Raw genomic sequence first — 15,119 nt, forward strand, 5'->3', positions numbered from 1 at the left:
CTCGTCACCTTCCACGACCCGAACGGCGTCGAGCTCTTCGACCTCCCGGACGCTCCCCGCCCCGCCGCCGACACCCCGGCCCCGCCGCGCTTCCTCCCCGAGTTCGACAATCTGCTCCTCTCCCACGCCGACCGCACCCGGGCCGTACCGCCCGAGTACTGGGGCCGCGCCTGGCAGGGCAACGTCGCCCACCGCACGTTCCTCGTCGACGGGTTCCTCGCCGGCATCTGGAAACTCGACGACGGCGATGGCGATGGCGACGGCCACCTCGTCATCGAGCCCTTCGGCAGACTGACCAAGGCCCAGCGGGACGAGGTGAGCGCCGAGGGCGCGCGGATGCTCGACACCCTGCACACGGGGACGTCGTACGACATCCGGTTCGGGACGGTCGTGAAGCCGTAGAACCGCGGAACTGTACAGCCGTAGAGCCGCAAAGCCGTCAGTCCGCGCGGCCCGTCACCGCGACCGTCACGCCCAGGCCGATCATCGTGCAGCCGCCCGCGCCCCCGATCAGGGACAGACGGCGGTCGGAGCGGGCGAACCAGGTGCGGGCCGCCGAGGCGGTCAGGCCCCACAGGGTGTCCGTGACCAGGCCGATGGAGATGGGGATCAGGCCGAGCAGGAGCATCTGGAGTGGGACGCGGCCCGCCGAGTGGTCGACGAACTGGGGGAGCACGGCGGCGAAGAACACCACGCCCTTGGGGTTGGTGACCCCGACGAGGGCGCCGTCCAGGATCGTGCGGAGGTCGCCGCGGGGTTCCGTCGCGGGGGCCGTCAGCATCGCGGACGCCTTCAGGTCCTTGCGGTGGCGGAACGCCTGGACTCCCAGGTAGATCAAGTAGGCCGCGCCCGCCAGTTTCACCGTCAGGTAGATCGTGACCGAGCGTTCGACCAGCGAGCCGATGCCGAACGCCACCGCCGTCACGAGGAGGTACGAGCCGAAGACGTTGCCGATCGCCGTCGCCACCGCCGTACGGCGGCCGTGGGCGAGCGCGCGGCCGATGACGAACAGGACGCTGGGTCCCGGGATCACGATCACCAGCAACGACATCGCGGCGAAGGCGAGAAAGCGGTCCGTGGACAGCATGGTCATCAACTCCCATCCGGCGCTCATTGAAACAGGCGTCGGGGAGTCCGCTCCAGGGCCGGGGCCCCGGGCACATGGATAGGGTGCGTTGCGGGCTGCTCGTGGAAGCCCGCAACGCACCCTGGTTCTTCCCTGAGGAGTGCTCAGGAGATCTTCCGGGTTACGAGTTGACCTGTGTGGTCACCAGGCTGGAGAACGTGGTCAGCCGGGAGTACACACCCGGGTAACCCGCCTCGGCACAGCCCTCGCCCCAAGAAGTGATCCCTGCCAGGACGCCCCCGATGAGCAGGGGACCGCCGCTGTCGCCCTGGCAGGTGTCTACGCCGCCGGATGTGTATCCGGCGCAAACCATGTCGGACGCGATGAAGTCCGAACCGTAGGAGCTCTTGCAGCTGGAGTCGGACACGATCGGGACGGTCGCGGTCCGCAGCTGGTTGGAGGAGCTGCCGTTCTCCGAGGTGGTGCCCCAGCCGAGGATGCGGGCGGTGGTGCCGGCCGCGTACACGCTGGTCTGGGAGGAGGAGACGTACGACGCCGTGGTGTACGGCATCGAGGTCGACAGGGTCAGCACGGCCACGTCGTCACCGTTGGTGGCGTCCGTGTAGCTGGGGTTGATCCAGATCTTGCTGACCTTGCTGACGGTGCCGTTCGTACCGTTGAGGTACGTACGGCCGCCGACCACGCGGACGCTGCTGGTGGTCTCGCCGACCATACAGTGGGCGGCGGTGACCACCTTGGTCGCGGAGACGAGCGTGCCGCCGCAGAACTGGTTCTGCGAGGCATCCGTGATCTGCATGACGAACGGGTACGCGGTCGCCGTGGTCGTGGTACCGCCGACGATGGGCTGGGGGGCTGCCACAGCGGTGGGGGCGCTGAGCAGTGCGGTCGCCGCGGCAGCGGCTGCGGCTGCGACGACTGCGGTGGTTCTCCTGGCGCGGTTGAGCCCGAACATGAGTCTCCTCATTAGGGTTGCCGGTGGGGGGTCGCGCGGGTGTGGGGGTGTGCAACGGGGGTCGCGGGACCGACCCCCGTATGCCCGGGCGAGCGGCACACCCATAAGCTAGAACCCGGCACACCGGTCCCGCGACCCCCGTATGCCCGGGCGAGCGGCACACCCATAAGCTAGAACCCGGCACACCCTGCTCCCAATGAGGGAACCCCCTAGGGGAGTTGGGCAGGGAAAACCCTCGGTCGCCGCACAGTTAACCCGTAGGGTCCTCAGTTCGGGCGGCGCCCCGCCGCCAGTCGGACGATATCCACCCGCGAGCGGATCCCCAGCTTGCGGTAGACCCGGGTCAGGGTCGCCTCGACCGTCTTGACGCTGATGAACAGCCGGGCGGCGATCTCCCGGTTGGTGGCGCCCTCCATGACGAGCGCGGCGACCTGACGCTCCATCGAGGCCAGTCCGTCGAGCCCCTCCAGGGCGGGCGCGGGTGCGGGCAGGGGCGTCGGCTCCGGCGCTCTGGTGACGGCCGCCTCGTCGACCTGCCGCAGCCAGGGCAGCGCCCGGCAGCGCCGGAACAGCCGGGTCGCCTCGTCGTAGGAGGTCGGTCCGGGCTGTCCGGTGCGCAGCGACGCCAGCGCGAAGGCCGCGCGCGCCTCCTCCAGGCCGTACCCGAGCTTGGCGAGCCGGTCCTGAACGGATGTCAGCTGTGCTACGGCCGCGTCGTGTTCGCCGCGTGCGGCGCGCACCAGGGCCTCGGCGCGGTCGAGTACGGCGAGGACGCTCTCGCGGCCCAGGCGCAGCGCGCGTTCGCGGGTCACGTCGATGACGTCCTGGGCCTCGGCGATCTCGCCGATGCGGACGAGGGCCTCGGCGAGGTCGCCGTGCCAGCGGCCGCGCGCCGGGTCGGTCACCTTGAGGGCCTGCTCCAGTTCGCGCACGCGGCGCAGCGAGCGGACGGTCCCGTGCGCGTCCCCGGCGACCAACTGGGCGTATCCCAGGGCCCCGAGAGCACGGGACAGGTACATCTGGTCGCCGTCCTCCTCGGCGTGCTCGACCGCCTCGCGGGCCAGCGCGAGGGCCTCCTCGACATCACCGCCGGAGGCCTCGGCGAGCGCGGTGAGCATCGCGGACGCGGTCTGGCCGATGCCGGAGTCGCGGGCCAGCCTGAGGCCCTCGCGGGCGAGGTCGAGGGCGCGGCCGCAGTGCCCGGAGCGCAGTTCGGTCTCGGCGAAGCCGCGCAGGAAGTGCACCTCGCTCTCCACCGACCCGCGCCGCCGCACCTCGCGCAGCAGCGCGGTGATGGTCGCGCGGGCCTCCGGCAGCTGATCGCTCATCACCAGCCAGCGGAACCGGGCCGAGCCCGCGCCGTTGTGATGGCACGCGACTCTCGGGTCCTGGGGCTCCTTCAGCGCGCGCTTGATGGTGTACGGGGCGTCCGGATGACCCATCAGGGTCTCGGTCTGCGCCTGGAAGGAGAGCGCGAGGAGTTCGGTGCGCCGGTCACCGGCGCGCGCCGCCAGCTCGGCCGAACGCGCGGTCTCCGCCCGGGCCTCGGCGAAGTCGCCCTCCACCAGCAGGGCGCGCCAGGCCAGTTGATAGCGGACCAGGGCCAGCAGCCGGGGGTCGTCGCCCGCGTCGGCGAGGGCCTGCGGGAAGACGGCGTCGACGTCCGCCATCGAGTGGCCCGCCGTGTCGATCACGATGATCCAGGCCCGCACCCGCTCGGCGGGCACCGAGGTACGGGTCAGCACCTCGCGCGCGATGTCCCGGGCGAGGTCCAGCTCGCCCGCGGTGATCGCGTCCTCGGAGGCCTGCAAGCGCCGCTCGTCCGGGCCCGGCACGCTGTCGCCGGGGGTGTGCCGGGCGGCGAGCAGTCCGAGCGAGGCGGCGACCGAGGGCGCCCCGCGGTCGCGGGCCAGGGTGGCGGCCTCGGCGAGCCGGTGGGCGACCTCCGGGTCGGTGCCGGTGGTCGCCAGGGCCAGGTGCCGGGCGCGCTCGATGGGGTCGGAGGCCGCCGTCGACAGCGCCGCGTGCGCGGCCCGCCGCTCCTGCGCGGGAGCCTCCGCGTACAGGGCGGCGGAGATCAGCGGATGCGCGAACCGTACGGCGGGACCCTCGGGTTCCGTTGCCAGCAGGCCGAGTTCGGCCGCCTGGGCGGTCTCGGCCTCGGCGTTCTCCCGGCCGGCCGTCTGGAGCAGGGCCACGGTCGGGCGGGCGCCGGCGCTCGCGACGAGCAGGGTGCGGCGGGCCTCGGCGGGCAGCATGTCGAGCCGGCTCAGCACCAACGCGCGTAGTGACGTGGGCACGGGGAGCGGCTCGCCGGGTCTCGGCGGGGTGGGGTTCTCGGCGAGGGCGCGGCCCAACTCCAGTGCGAACAGCGGGTTTCCGCCGCTGGTGCGGTGGATCTCGCGGACCGTGGAGCGGGGCAGACCGGTGTAGCCGCGGTGGTCGAGCAGCGCCGAGATCTGGGCCCGGGAGAGCGGGCTGAGCCGGAACGCGAGGGTGTCCGGCGGCGAGGCGCTCAGATAGCGGTCGTACTCCTGGCCCTCGGTGCGCACCGCGAAGACCATCTGCACCTGGGTGTCGCCCAGGCGGCGGGCTGCGAAGCCGAGGAGTTCCGCGCTGGCCGGGTCCAGCCACTGCAGGTCGTCCGCTACGACGAGCACGGGGCCGTCGGCGGCGAGGGCGCGCAGCGCGGACAGGACGGCGAGGCGCAGGGCGAGTCCGTCGCGCTGGAGGGAGGACTCGCCGCGTCCGGTGAGGGCGGATTCCAGTGCCGTGCGCTGGGCGACGGGCAGGCGCTCGGACACCTCGTCCAGGACCAGACCAAGGAGGTCGGCGAGGGCGAGGAAGGGGAGATGGGATTCGGACTCCGTGGCCGAGCAGCGCAACACGGTCCGTGCCGTCTCGCCGTATTCCGCGGCCAAGGCCCGCAGGACGGTCGACTTTCCTATTCCGGCGGGGCCGTGGAGCAGCACACTGCCGCCCTCGGCGAGCTGGTCGCGGGCGGCGTTGAACATGTCCTCCCGGCCGATGACCAGGTCGGGGCGCGTTCTGGCAGGCTCCTTGAAGTCCCGTCGCACGGTCACCGCTCCCCTCGTGTGTCGTGTCCGGGCCAATATTAGGCAATCAGTCCTTGAAATTCGGATGGACGGGGTCGTGAGGGAAATAACAACGGGTCGGCATCAGGAAATTCAAAGCTCCGATGAATGAATAGAAGGTCGTCGCGGAGGCCGGTCCCAGAGGATCCCACCCGGGCCCGTCCGGTGCCAGAGGGCCGTGTCGGAGTCTGTCCGTGTCCGATACGAGCGGGCGGCACCGGGGTCCGCCCGGTACCGGTGGGCAGCGCCCGGGCCGCTCCGGCAGCGCGGGGCCTCACGGCAGCACCCTCGCCCGCCGTGCCGCCACCACGGCCTCCCCGCGGGTGTGCGCGCCGAGCTTCCGCATCGCCGAGCGCAGATACCCCTTCACCGTCTCCGGCCGCAGCCCGAGCCGCTGTGCCGCCACCGCGTTCGTCGCCCCCGCCGCCACACACGCCAGTACGTCCAGCTCCCGGGGCGCCAGCTCCACCTCCCCGGCGGCCGCCTCCGCCGTCAACAGGCCGCAGGCGTCCAGGAGTTCGGCTCGCAGCGCCGGGTCCGGGATTCGCGGGGCCAGCGCCCGCAGCGCCGCGTGTGCCTCCCGTACCTGCTCCCACACCGCGCTCGCCGCCGAGTCGGGGACCGGCGCGGGGCGCGCCGCGCTCAGCAGCTCCCGCACCTCGTCCCGGACCACCAGCGCCTGTTCCACGTCCCGCGCGGCCGCCATCGCCGCGCTCAGCATCCGGTCGCCCAGGGGCTGGGCGGTGCGCAGCGCGCCGTAGAGGACACCGCGTACCCGGCGGCGTACGACGACCGGGACCGCGAGTATCGCGTGCAGGCCCTCGGTGGCGACCGCGCTGTCGTACTCGTGGCTGATCTGGTGGGACGAGTAGTAGTCCGCCACGGCGCACGGGCGGGCGAGGGCGACCGCCCTGCCGCCGAGACCGTTGCCCGAGGTCACCGCGAGGGCGCGCAGGGACGGGGTCAACGTGCCGCTGAGCTCACTGATCCGCATCTGCTGCCGGCCGCTCTCCACCAGGCCGCCGAAGGCGACGGGCAGCCCCGTCCCGCGCCGGAGCCGGACCAGCGCCGCCTGAATCTCCACCGTCCCCGCCGCGTCCGTCGTCACCCTCGTGCCCCTTCGTTGCGGCCGTCGTGCTGCACACACCCCCGTACGGGGGTAGTGAGACCCACATCACGGATTACACGATGTCAGAGAGCCGCCCGGAATGGTCCGGTACTGAGGAGGACAGATGACGACGGCGAGTGAGTCGTTCCGCGGTGCGCGGGACTTTCTGCTGGCGCACCGTACGGACTATGCCACGGCCTACGAGGGTTTCTCCTGGCCCCGGCCCGAGCACTTCAACTGGGCGCTCGACTGGTTCGACGTCATCGCGGCCGGCAACGACCGCACGGCGCTGCGCATCGTGGAGGAGGACGGCTCCGAGGCCGCCTTCTCCTTCGCCGAGCTGTCCGAACGCTCCGACCGCGTCGCCAACTGGCTGCGCGCGCAGGGCGTCCGCGCCGAGGACCGGATCCTCGTCATGCTCGGCAACCAGACCGAGCTGTGGGAGACGGCCCTGGCCGCGATGAAACTGCGCGCCGTCGTCATCCCCGCCACCCCGCTGCTCGGCCCCGCCGACCTGCGCGACCGCGTCGAACGCGGCCGGGTCCGACAGGTGATCGTGCGCTCCGCGGACACCGCCAAGTTCGACGAGGTGCCCGGGACCTACACCCGGATCACGGTCGGCGGCGCGGTCGAGGGCTGGCGGACGTACGAGGACGCGTACGCGGCCCCCGCCGGGTTCACGCCGGAGGAACCGACCCTGGCCGACGACCCGCTGATGCTCTACTTCACCTCGGGCACCACCGCCCACCCCAAGCTGGTCGAGCACACCCACACCTCGTACCCGATCGGGCATCTGGCCACCATGTACTGGATCGGCCTCCAGCCCGGTGACGTGCACCTCAACATCTCCTCGCCAGGCTGGGCCAAGCACGCCTGGTCCAACCTCTTCGCCCCCTGGAACGCCGAGGCGACCGTCTTCATCCACAACTACACCCGCTTCGACGCGACCCGGCTGATGGCCGAGATGGACCGGGCGGGCGTCACCACCTTCTGCGCCCCGCCGACCGTGTGGCGCATGCTCATCCAGGCCGACCTGACCCAGCTCCGTACCCCGCCCCGCGAGGCCCTGGCCGCGGGGGAGCCCCTGAACCCCGAGGTCATCGAACAGGTCAGGCGGGCCTGGGGCGTCACCGTCCGGGACGGCTTCGGGCAGACGGAGACCGCCGTGCAGGTGTCGAACAGTCCCGGCCAGCCGTTGAAGACGGGTTCGATGGGGCGGCCGAGTCCGGGTTACCGGGTGGAGTTGCTCGATCCGGTGTCGGGTGCGCCCGGCGTCGACGAGGGCGAGATCGCGCTCGACCTGTCCGAGCCGCCGGTCGGTCTGATGACCGGCTACCACGGAGACCCGGACCGTACGGCGGAGGCGATGGCCGGCGGCTACTACCGCACCGGCGACATCGGCGCCCGGGACGCGGACGGCTACATCACCTACGTCGGCCGCTCCGACGACGTCTTCAAGGCCTCCGACTACAAGATCTCCCCGTTCGAGCTGGAGAGCGCGCTGCTGGAGCACGAGGCGGTGGCCGAGGCCGCCGTGGTGCCCGCGCCGGACGAGCTGCGGCTCGCCGTACCGAAGGCGTACATCGTGCTCGCGGCGGGCTGGGAGCCGGGACCCGACACCGCGAAGGTGCTGTTCGAGCACTCGCGCGACGTCCTCGCCCCCTACAAGCGCGTCCGCCGCCTGGAGTTCGCGGACCTGCCCAAGACCGTCTCCGGCAAGATCCGCCGGATCGCACTGCGGGAGGCGACGGCCGCGGGGTCGGACGCCGAGTACCGCGAGGAGGACTTCCGATGAACGCGCCGACGGAAGCGCCGATGAACTCGTACAGCCATGGGACCGGCGGGACTTCACTCCTCGGCGACACCATCGGCGACAACCTCGACCGGGCGGTGGCCGCGTGGCCCGACCGCGAGGCGCTGGTCGACGTGCCGTCGGGGCGGCGCTGGACGTACGGTCAATTCGCCACGGACGTCGACCAGTTGGCGTACGCGCTGCTGGCGAGCGGCGTGGCCAAGGGCGACCGGGTCGGCATCTGGGCGATCAACTGCCCGGAGTGGGTGCTGGTTCAGTACGCCACCGCCCGCATCGGTGCGGTCATGGTGAACATCAACCCGGCGTACCGCACCCACGAGGTGGAGTTCGTCCTCAACCAGGCGGGGATCTCGGTCCTGTTCGCCTCGGTGGGCCACAAGAGCAGTGACTACCGGGCGATGGTCGACCAAGTACGGCCGAAATGCCCGGAGTTGCGCGAGGTCGTGTACATCGGGGATCCGAGCTGGGACGCGCTGCTGAGCCGGAGCACCGGTGGTGAGCCGTACCCGGAACTGTCCTGCGACGACCCCATCAACATCCAGTACACCTCGGGCACGACGGGCTTCCCCAAGGGCGCCACGCTCTCCCACCACAACATCCTCAACAACGGTTATTTCGTGGGCGAGTTGATCGCCTACACCGAGCAGGACCGGGTCTGTATCCCGGTGCCCTTCTACCACTGCTTCGGCATGGTGATGGGCAACCTGGCGGCCACCTCGCACGGCGCGTGCATCGTCATCCCCGCCGCGTCCTTCGACCCGGCGGCGACCCTGAAGGCCGTGGAGCAGGAGCGCTGTACGTCCCTCTACGGCGTCCCCACCATGTTCATCGCGGAGTTGAACCTCCCCGACTTCGCGACCTACGACCTCTCCTCTCTCCGCACCGGCATCATGGCGGGCTCGCCCTGCCCGGTCGAGGTGATGAAACGGGTGGTCGCCGAGATGCACATGGCGGAGGTCTCCATCTGCTACGGCATGACGGAGACGTCCCCGGTCTCGCTCCAGACGCGGAGGGACGACGACCTGGAACACCGCACCGGCACGGTCGGCCGGGTCCTCCCGCACCTGGAGGTCAAGGTCGTCGACCCGGCGACCGGCGTCACCCAACCCCGGGGCACGGCAGGGGAGTTGTGCACCCGCGGCTACAGCGTGATGCTCGGCTACTGGAACGAGCCCGGCAAGACCGCCGAGGCGATCGACGCGGGCCGCTGGATGCACACGGGTGACCTCGCGATGATGCGCGAGGACGGCTACGTCGAGATCGTCGGCCGCATCAAGGACATGATCATCCGGGGCGGAGAGAACATCTACCCGCGCGAGATCGAGGAGTTCCTCTACGCCCACCCGAAGATCGCGGACGTCCAGGTCGTCGGCGTTCCGAACGAGCGCTACGGCGAGGAGGTCCTCGCCTGCGTCATCCCCCGCGATCCGGCGGACCCACTGACGCTGGAGGAGCTGCGCGGCTTCTGCGAGGGCAGGTTGGCGCACTACAAGATCCCGAGCCTGCTCCGGATCATGGACGCCTTTCCCATGACGGTGTCGGGGAAGGTACGGAAGGTCGAGCTGCGGGAGCGGGCTGTTGGGGATGGTGAGGGCAGAGTGGTGAGGTGAGGTCGCGGAGTCCACGGGGTGTTCGGCTGCGGGTCGCCCGCTCGCGGTACGGCTGCCGGGCGGCAGGTCAAGAGCCGTCGGAACGGCCCGAGTTGGGCCCGCCCCTCGCCGCGATGCCTCGACGGTCTGCGGCGCGTCTCACGAAACGGCCGGCCTGCGCGGCGGGGCCTTCTTGGCCCGGCTGGGCGGGTGCCGCATGCCGTTGCCGGCTCGGAGTCGCCTCGAAGACAGGGGCGCCTTCACATTCGGTTGCCGCCACACACGGGCCCCCGCTCGAATGGCTCCATGACCGTTCACGGGCCTGCCGACCATGTCGAGCTGAACCGGCGCTACTGGGACGACCACGCGGCCGCCTGGCACGGTCCGCTCGCGCGGGGCCATTGGGCGGTGACGCAGCCGCGTTGGGGACTGTGGGGGACGCCGGAGTCGCAGGCCTCGGTGTTTCCCGAGGACATCGCCGGGTCGCGCGCGATCGAGCTGGGTTGCGGCACCGCGTACGTCTCGGCCTGGCTCGCGCGAGCGGGCGCCCATCCGGTCGGGATCGATCTGTCGCGCCAACAGCTCGCCACCGCACGGGAGATGCAGACGGAGTTCGGCCTCGACTTCCCCCTCGTACTGGGCGACGCCGAGCAAGTCCCCTACGGCGACGACACGTTCGACTTCGCGGTCAGCGACTACGGCGCCTCGCTGTGGTGCGACCCCTACCGGTGGATCCCCGAGGCCGCGCGCCTGCTCGCTCCCGGCGGTCGACTGGCGTTCACCCGCCGGTCGCCCCTCTTCGCGCTCTGCACGCCGCCGGACGGAACCGCCGCCACCACGCTGCTCCGCCCACAGTTCGGCCTGCGCCGGCTGGACGGGGGCGGGGCGGTGGAGTTCACCCTCCCGCACGGCGACATGATCCGCCTGCTGCGATCCCACGGCTTCGTCATCGAGGACCTGATCGAAGTCCAGGCGCCCGAGCCCGCGCCCCGGGACTACCCCGAGGTCTCCGCCGACTGGGCACACCGGTGGCCCAGCGAGGAAATCTGGAAGGCCCGCCTGGCCGGCTGACCGAAGGCGAAGTCATCGGCCTCGATGCCGGCTTCGTGCACGGACATCACGGTCTCCGGCCGGAGTGCTAACTCCCCGCCGCGTCGAGCTGGTCCGCCAGGTCGTTCACCGGCTGGGGTGTGCCCGTGAGGTCCAGGACGAACAGCGGGACGCCGAGCGCGTCCGCGCGGGCGCGGGCGTCGTCGGCGTATCCGGCGAGGGAGAAGTAGACGCACTCGGTGGTCTCCGTCATCGCCGTCAGCCACAGGCACTCGACGTCGCGCAGTGAGGCCGGCCGGACCGTCGGGTCCACCTGCGCCAGGATGCCGCGGGCGGCGAGGCCGATGCCGGACGGGGGCCGCTGGTCGGCGCGGCGGATGTCCCGGTAGCCGAGCCAGCGCAGATACAGCGCGGCGGCGGTGACCGCGTCCCGCGCGGTACGGATCGTGACGGGCTGGAACGCGGGCCGGCCCTCGACGTCGGCGCCGACCTTGGGAGGCCGCACGACCGGTTCCGCCGTCGGCTCCGCCCCCGCGACCGGAATCCGCAGCAGCGTCCCGCACGGGCAGCCCAGCTCCGGGTACGGCCACTCGTCCAGCCGTCCGCAGGCCGCGCAGCGCACGGCGATCCAGTCCTCGTCCCACACCCGGTGAGTCACGACCGTCACCACGCCGCGCTGGTCCAGCGGCGGGGCGACAGGGGCCCCGCACACACAGGGATACGACGGCGCCGCGTAGACGTGCTCACGTCGGCAGGTGGGACAGCGCACCGACACGCTCTCGGACATGAGCCCCATAGTCCTCCTGAAAACCCCTGCTTGTCCGTCTCTTGACGGCCTTGGTCACCCCACCTACATTGAATTCCAGATAGTAGAAGTTGGATTCCACAATACGGAAGTAGTCGAAATCCATCGGGGAGTCTTCACCGCGGGGCGCGACGGTGATGCGAATCCGACAGCCGAAGCAGGAGTACTCCATGGCTCGTATGACCGCTGCCCGCGCGGCAGTCGAGATCCTCAAGCGCGAGGGCGTCAGCGACGCGTTCGGCGTCCCGGGTGCGGCGATCAACCCCTTCTACGCCGCGCTCAAGGCGTCCGGCGGTATCCACCACACCCTCGCCCGCCATGTCGAGGGTGCCTCGCACATGGCCGAGGGCTACACCCGTACCCGCCCGGGCAACATCGGTGTCTGTATCGGCACCTCGGGCCCGGCCGGCACCGACATGATCACCGGGCTGTACTCGGCGACCGGCGACTCGATCCCGATCCTCTGCATCACGGGCCAGGCCCCGACCGCCGTGATCCACAAGGAGGACTTCCAGGCCGTCGACATCGCCTCGATCGCGGGCCCGGTGACGAAGATGGCGGTCACCGTCCTGGAGGCGGCCCAGGTCCCCGGCGTCTTCCAGCAGGCCTTCCACCTGATGCGCTCGGGGCGCCCCGGTCCGGTCCTCATCGACCTGCCGATCGACGTGCAGCTCACCGAGATCGAGTTCGACCCGGAGACGTACGAACCGCTGTCGGTCTACAAGCCGACCGCGACCCGCGCCCAGATCGAGAAGGCGATCGGACTCCTCAACGCCTCCGAGCGCCCGCTGATCGTCGCGGGCGGCGGTGTCATCAACGCCGACGCGGCCGAACTCCTCGTCGAGTTCGCCGAGTTGACCGGCACCCCGGTGGTCCCGACCCTGATGGGCTGGGGTGTCCTCCCCGACGACCACGAACTGAACGCCGGCATGGTCGGCCTCCAGACCTCGCACCGCTACGGCAACGCGACCTTCCTGGAGTCCGACTTCGTCCTCGGTATCGGCAACCGCTGGGCCAACCGCCACACCGGCAAGCTGGACGTCTACACCGCCGGACGGAAGTTCGTCCACGTCGACATCGAGCCCACCCAGATCGGCAGGATCTTCGCCCCCGACTACGGCATCGCGTCCGACGCGAAGGCGGCGCTGGAGCTGTTCGTCGTGGTGGCAAGGGAGTTGAAGGCGGCGGGCGCTCTCCCCGACCGCTCCGCCTGGGCGACCTCGGCACAGGAGAAGAGGTCAACTCTCCAGCGCCGTACGCACTTCGACGACATCCCGATCAAACCGCAGCGCGTCTACGAGGAGATGAACAAGGCCTTCGGCCCGGAGACCCGGTACGTCTCCACCATCGGCCTCTCGCAGATCGCCGGCGCGCAGATGCTGCACGTCTACCGGCCGCGCCACTGGATCAACTGCGGTCAGGCGGGCCCCCTCGGCTGGACGATCCCGGCCGCGCTGGGCGTCGCCAAGGCCGACCCCGAGGCGTCGGTCGTCGCCCTCTCCGGCGACTACGACTTCCAGTTCATGATCGAGGAACTGGCCGTCGGGGCACAGCACCGGATCCCGTACGTCCATGTCCTGGTGAACAACGCCTACTTGGGCCTCATCCGCCAGGCCCAGCTCGGCCTCGACATCAACTTCCAGGTCAACCTGGAATTTGAGAACGTCAACTCCCCGGAACTGGGCGTCTACGGCGTCGACCACGTCAAGGTCGTCGAGGGCCTCGGCTGCAAGGCCATCCGCGTCACCGACCCCGCCGAACTCGGCGCCGCCTTCGACCAGGCCAAGAAACTCGCCGCGGAGTTCCGCGTCCCGGTCGTCGTCGAAGCGATCCTCGAACGCGTCACCAACATCGCGATGAGCAGGACGAACGACATCAGCACGGTGGTCGAGTTCGAGGAACTGGCGACGGAGCCCGGCCACGCACCGACGTCGATCAGAGCCCTGAAGGTCTGAGACGCGAAGGCACAGAGGCACAGAGGCGGCGGTCCATCCGGGGAGGATGGGCCGCCGCCTTGTTCGTGCGGCGCGAATAGCCGGCCGAAGGAGCGCGCAGGACCTGCCCGGCAGGCCGTTCACTCACTGGTCATGGTGCTCCGACAGCCCCGGCCAGTCCTCCGGCCCACCCCCCTCCCACTCGATGAGATCGCTCTCCTCGACCTCGATCCGATCCAGATCGGCCAGCCGCAGGATCTCGACGACATCGTCCAGATGAGAAGCGACCCCGAGCGTCTCGGAGCCACTGGTGACCCGGCGGGAGCCGTCCAGCGCCGGCGGGTGGACCACGATCCGCGGAAGTTCCGGTGGAAGCGCCATACCTTCAGGCTGCTGCGCCTACGACGGATCCGCACCCGGAAACACCGAAGAGCGCCGGATACGGAACCGTCCGTATCCGGCGCTCGTCGTGGTGGCCGTCCGACGGCGCGAGGCTGGGCGCGACAGGACATTCGCGCCGCCGGACGGGGTCTTCGGCCGGGACCGCGGCGGCGACGGAACCGGATGCCTCTTCTCTCAGGTCGAGAAGAGGGACCCGGACCTTCACCACCGCACTGGCTCGCACACCGCCGCGGTCCTGGCCCCGCCCGTGCGGTACCGACGACCACCCCTCATCCGGGTCGTCCGGCACACACGGGCCGTTGGTGATTCCGGGCGGCGCCGACGCCTGGGCGCGACAGGACAGTTGTCAGCGCCGGCGCCGCCCGGAAGTATCAGAGCCGGGCGCCCGAGAGGCGCTCGACACCTCGCAGCAGTGCCGAGTGGTCGAGCCCGCCGTCGCCCTGCGCACGCAGACTCGCGACCAGTTGGGCCACCACGCCGCCCACGGGCAGCGCGGCGCCGACCGCGCGGGCCGCGTCCGTGACGATGCCCATGTCCTTGTGGTGCAGGTCGATCCGGAAGCCCGGCTTGAAGTCGCGGTGGAGGAAGTTGTCCTTCTTCCGCGTCAGCACCGTGGAGCCCGCGAGCCCGCCGTTCAGGACGTCGAGGGCCGCCGCCAGGTCCACGCCGGACTTCTCCAGGAAGACCACGGCCTCGGCGCACGCCTGGATGTTCACGGCGACGATCAGCTGGTTCGCGGCCTTCACGGTCTGACCCGAACCGTGCGGACCGCACAGCACGATCGTCCTGCCGAGCGCGTCGAAGAGCGGCTCGGCCTCCTCGAAGTCGGACTGTCCGCCGCCGACCATGATGGACAGCACGGCCTCGATCGCACCGGCCTCACCGCCGGAGACGGGCGCGTCCAGGACGCGAATTCCCTTGTCCGCGGCGGCCTTCGCCAGCTCGACCGAGGTCTGCGGGGTGATCGACGACATGTCGATCAGCAGGGCACCGGCCCGCGCGTTCTCCAGGATGCCGTCCGGGCCGTAGGCGATGGCCTCGACCTGTGGGGACGCGGGCACCATCGTGATCACCACGTCGGCGTCCCGCACCGCCTCGGCGAGGGAAGCGGCCGCGGTGCCGCCGGCGGCGGTCAGACGGTCCAACTTGTCCTGTTCCAGGGTGAATCCGGTGACGTCGTAACCCGCCTTGATCAGGTTCTCGGACATGGGGGAGCCCATGATGCCGAGGCCTATCCAGGCGACCTTGGGGAGCTTGCTCATCGGAAGTGCCTTTCGGTGAGGG

12 protein-coding genes are annotated in these 15,119 nt (G+C 70.8%); 5 read left to right on the forward strand and 7 right to left on the reverse strand.

Translation table 11 applies throughout. From position 1 onward, the window contains the following. Positions 1 to 402: DNA glycosylase AlkZ-like family protein (locus tag JHN63_RS28250; protein WP_200685820.1), on the forward strand; the 402-nt coding region annotated here is incomplete at its 5' end. A 37-nt stretch (positions 403 to 439) separates the two neighbouring features. On the opposite strand, the gene JHN63_RS28255 is transcribed toward JHN63_RS28250, so the two are convergent. The 4 genes from JHN63_RS28255 to JHN63_RS28270 form a co-directional block, all read right to left on the reverse strand. Next, the gene (locus tag JHN63_RS28255) at positions 440 to 1,087 is read right to left on the reverse strand and encodes a LysE family translocator (RefSeq protein ID WP_200685891.1); all 648 of its coding nucleotides are present in this window, start codon (positions 1,085 to 1,087) and stop codon (positions 440 to 442) included. A 160-nt stretch (positions 1,088 to 1,247) separates the two neighbouring features. Continuing rightward, positions 1,248 to 2,039, reverse strand: a complete 792-nt coding sequence (locus tag JHN63_RS28260; RefSeq protein ID WP_200685821.1) for a trypsin-like serine protease — start codon at positions 2,037 to 2,039, stop codon at positions 1,248 to 1,250. A 266-nt stretch (positions 2,040 to 2,305) separates the two neighbouring features. After that, positions 2,306 to 5,122, reverse strand: a complete 2,817-nt coding sequence (locus tag JHN63_RS28265) for an AAA family ATPase (RefSeq protein WP_200685823.1) — start codon at positions 5,120 to 5,122, stop codon at positions 2,306 to 2,308. A gap of 286 nt (positions 5,123 to 5,408) precedes the next feature. Beyond that, positions 5,409 to 6,242 (reverse strand): LuxR C-terminal-related transcriptional regulator, encoded by an 834-nt coding sequence (locus JHN63_RS28270; protein WP_200685832.1) that lies wholly within the window; start codon positions 6,240 to 6,242, stop codon positions 5,409 to 5,411. A 124-nt stretch (positions 6,243 to 6,366) separates the two neighbouring features. Here JHN63_RS28270 and JHN63_RS28275 point away from each other — a divergent pair, with 124 nt between their 5' ends. The 3 genes from JHN63_RS28275 (at position 6,367) to JHN63_RS28285 (ending at position 10,715) form a co-directional block, all read left to right on the forward strand. Continuing rightward, on the forward strand, positions 6,367 to 8,037 hold the full coding sequence (locus JHN63_RS28275) for an AMP-binding protein (RefSeq protein ID WP_200685834.1): 1,671 nt from the start codon (positions 6,367 to 6,369) through the stop codon (positions 8,035 to 8,037). Positions 8,038 to 8,057: 20 nt separating this feature from the next. Beyond that, entirely contained in the window at positions 8,058 to 9,665 is a 1,608-nt protein-coding gene (locus JHN63_RS28280) for an AMP-binding protein (RefSeq protein WP_307782005.1), read from the forward strand. Positions 9,666 to 9,950: 285 nt separating this feature from the next. Further along, the gene (locus JHN63_RS28285) at positions 9,951 to 10,715 is read left to right on the forward strand and encodes a class I SAM-dependent methyltransferase (protein ID WP_200685838.1); all 765 of its coding nucleotides are present in this window, start codon (positions 9,951 to 9,953) and stop codon (positions 10,713 to 10,715) included. A gap of 67 nt (positions 10,716 to 10,782) precedes the next feature. On the opposite strand, the gene JHN63_RS28290 is transcribed toward JHN63_RS28285, so the two are convergent. Next, entirely contained in the window at positions 10,783 to 11,490 is a 708-nt protein-coding gene (locus JHN63_RS28290) for a hypothetical protein (RefSeq protein ID WP_200685840.1), read from the reverse strand. 179 nt (positions 11,491 to 11,669) lie between these two features. Here JHN63_RS28290 and gcl point away from each other — a divergent pair, with 179 nt between their 5' ends. After that, the gene (gcl, locus tag JHN63_RS28295; RefSeq protein ID WP_200685842.1) at positions 11,670 to 13,454 is read left to right on the forward strand and encodes a glyoxylate carboligase; all 1,785 of its coding nucleotides are present in this window, start codon (positions 11,670 to 11,672) and stop codon (positions 13,452 to 13,454) included. Positions 13,455 to 13,577: 123 nt separating this feature from the next. On the opposite strand, the gene JHN63_RS28300 is transcribed toward gcl, so the two are convergent. Together JHN63_RS28300 and JHN63_RS28305 are read right to left on the reverse strand one after the other, a co-directional pair. Beyond that, positions 13,578 to 13,814 (reverse strand): hypothetical protein, encoded by a 237-nt coding sequence (locus tag JHN63_RS28300; RefSeq protein ID WP_200685844.1) that lies wholly within the window; start codon positions 13,812 to 13,814, stop codon positions 13,578 to 13,580. 392 nt (positions 13,815 to 14,206) lie between these two features. Continuing rightward, positions 14,207 to 15,097, reverse strand: a complete 891-nt coding sequence (locus JHN63_RS28305) for a 2-hydroxy-3-oxopropionate reductase (protein WP_200685846.1) — start codon at positions 15,095 to 15,097, stop codon at positions 14,207 to 14,209. Between the last annotated feature and the right edge of the window lie 22 nt (positions 15,098 to 15,119).

Origin of the sequence: Streptomyces sp. MBT65 (assembly GCF_016612545.1) — a bacterium.
GTDB lineage: Bacteria > Actinomycetota > Actinomycetes > Streptomycetales > Streptomycetaceae > Streptomyces.

Coding starts and splice junctions, on each gene's coding strand:
- JHN63_RS28290 (WP_200685840.1), bottom strand. CDS start 11,490: ATGGGGCTCATGTCCGAGAGCGTGTCGGTGCGCTGTCCCACCTGCCGA.
- JHN63_RS28300 (WP_200685844.1), bottom strand. CDS start 13,814: ATGGCGCTTCCACCGGAACTTCCGCGGATCGTGGTCCACCCGCCGGCG.
- JHN63_RS28255 (WP_200685891.1), bottom strand. CDS start 1,087: ATGCTGTCCACGGACCGCTTTCTCGCCTTCGCCGCGATGTCGTTGCTG.
- JHN63_RS28260 (WP_200685821.1), bottom strand. CDS start 2,039: ATGTTCGGGCTCAACCGCGCCAGGAGAACCACCGCAGTCGTCGCAGCC.
- JHN63_RS28285 (WP_200685838.1), top strand. CDS start 9,951: ATGACCGTTCACGGGCCTGCCGACCATGTCGAGCTGAACCGGCGCTAC.
- JHN63_RS28305 (WP_200685846.1), bottom strand. CDS start 15,097: ATGAGCAAGCTCCCCAAGGTCGCCTGGATAGGCCTCGGCATCATGGGC.
- JHN63_RS28275 (WP_200685834.1), top strand. CDS start 6,367: ATGACGACGGCGAGTGAGTCGTTCCGCGGTGCGCGGGACTTTCTGCTG.
- gcl (WP_200685842.1), top strand. CDS start 11,670: ATGGCTCGTATGACCGCTGCCCGCGCGGCAGTCGAGATCCTCAAGCGC.
- JHN63_RS28280 (WP_307782005.1), top strand. CDS start 8,058: ATGAACTCGTACAGCCATGGGACCGGCGGGACTTCACTCCTCGGCGAC.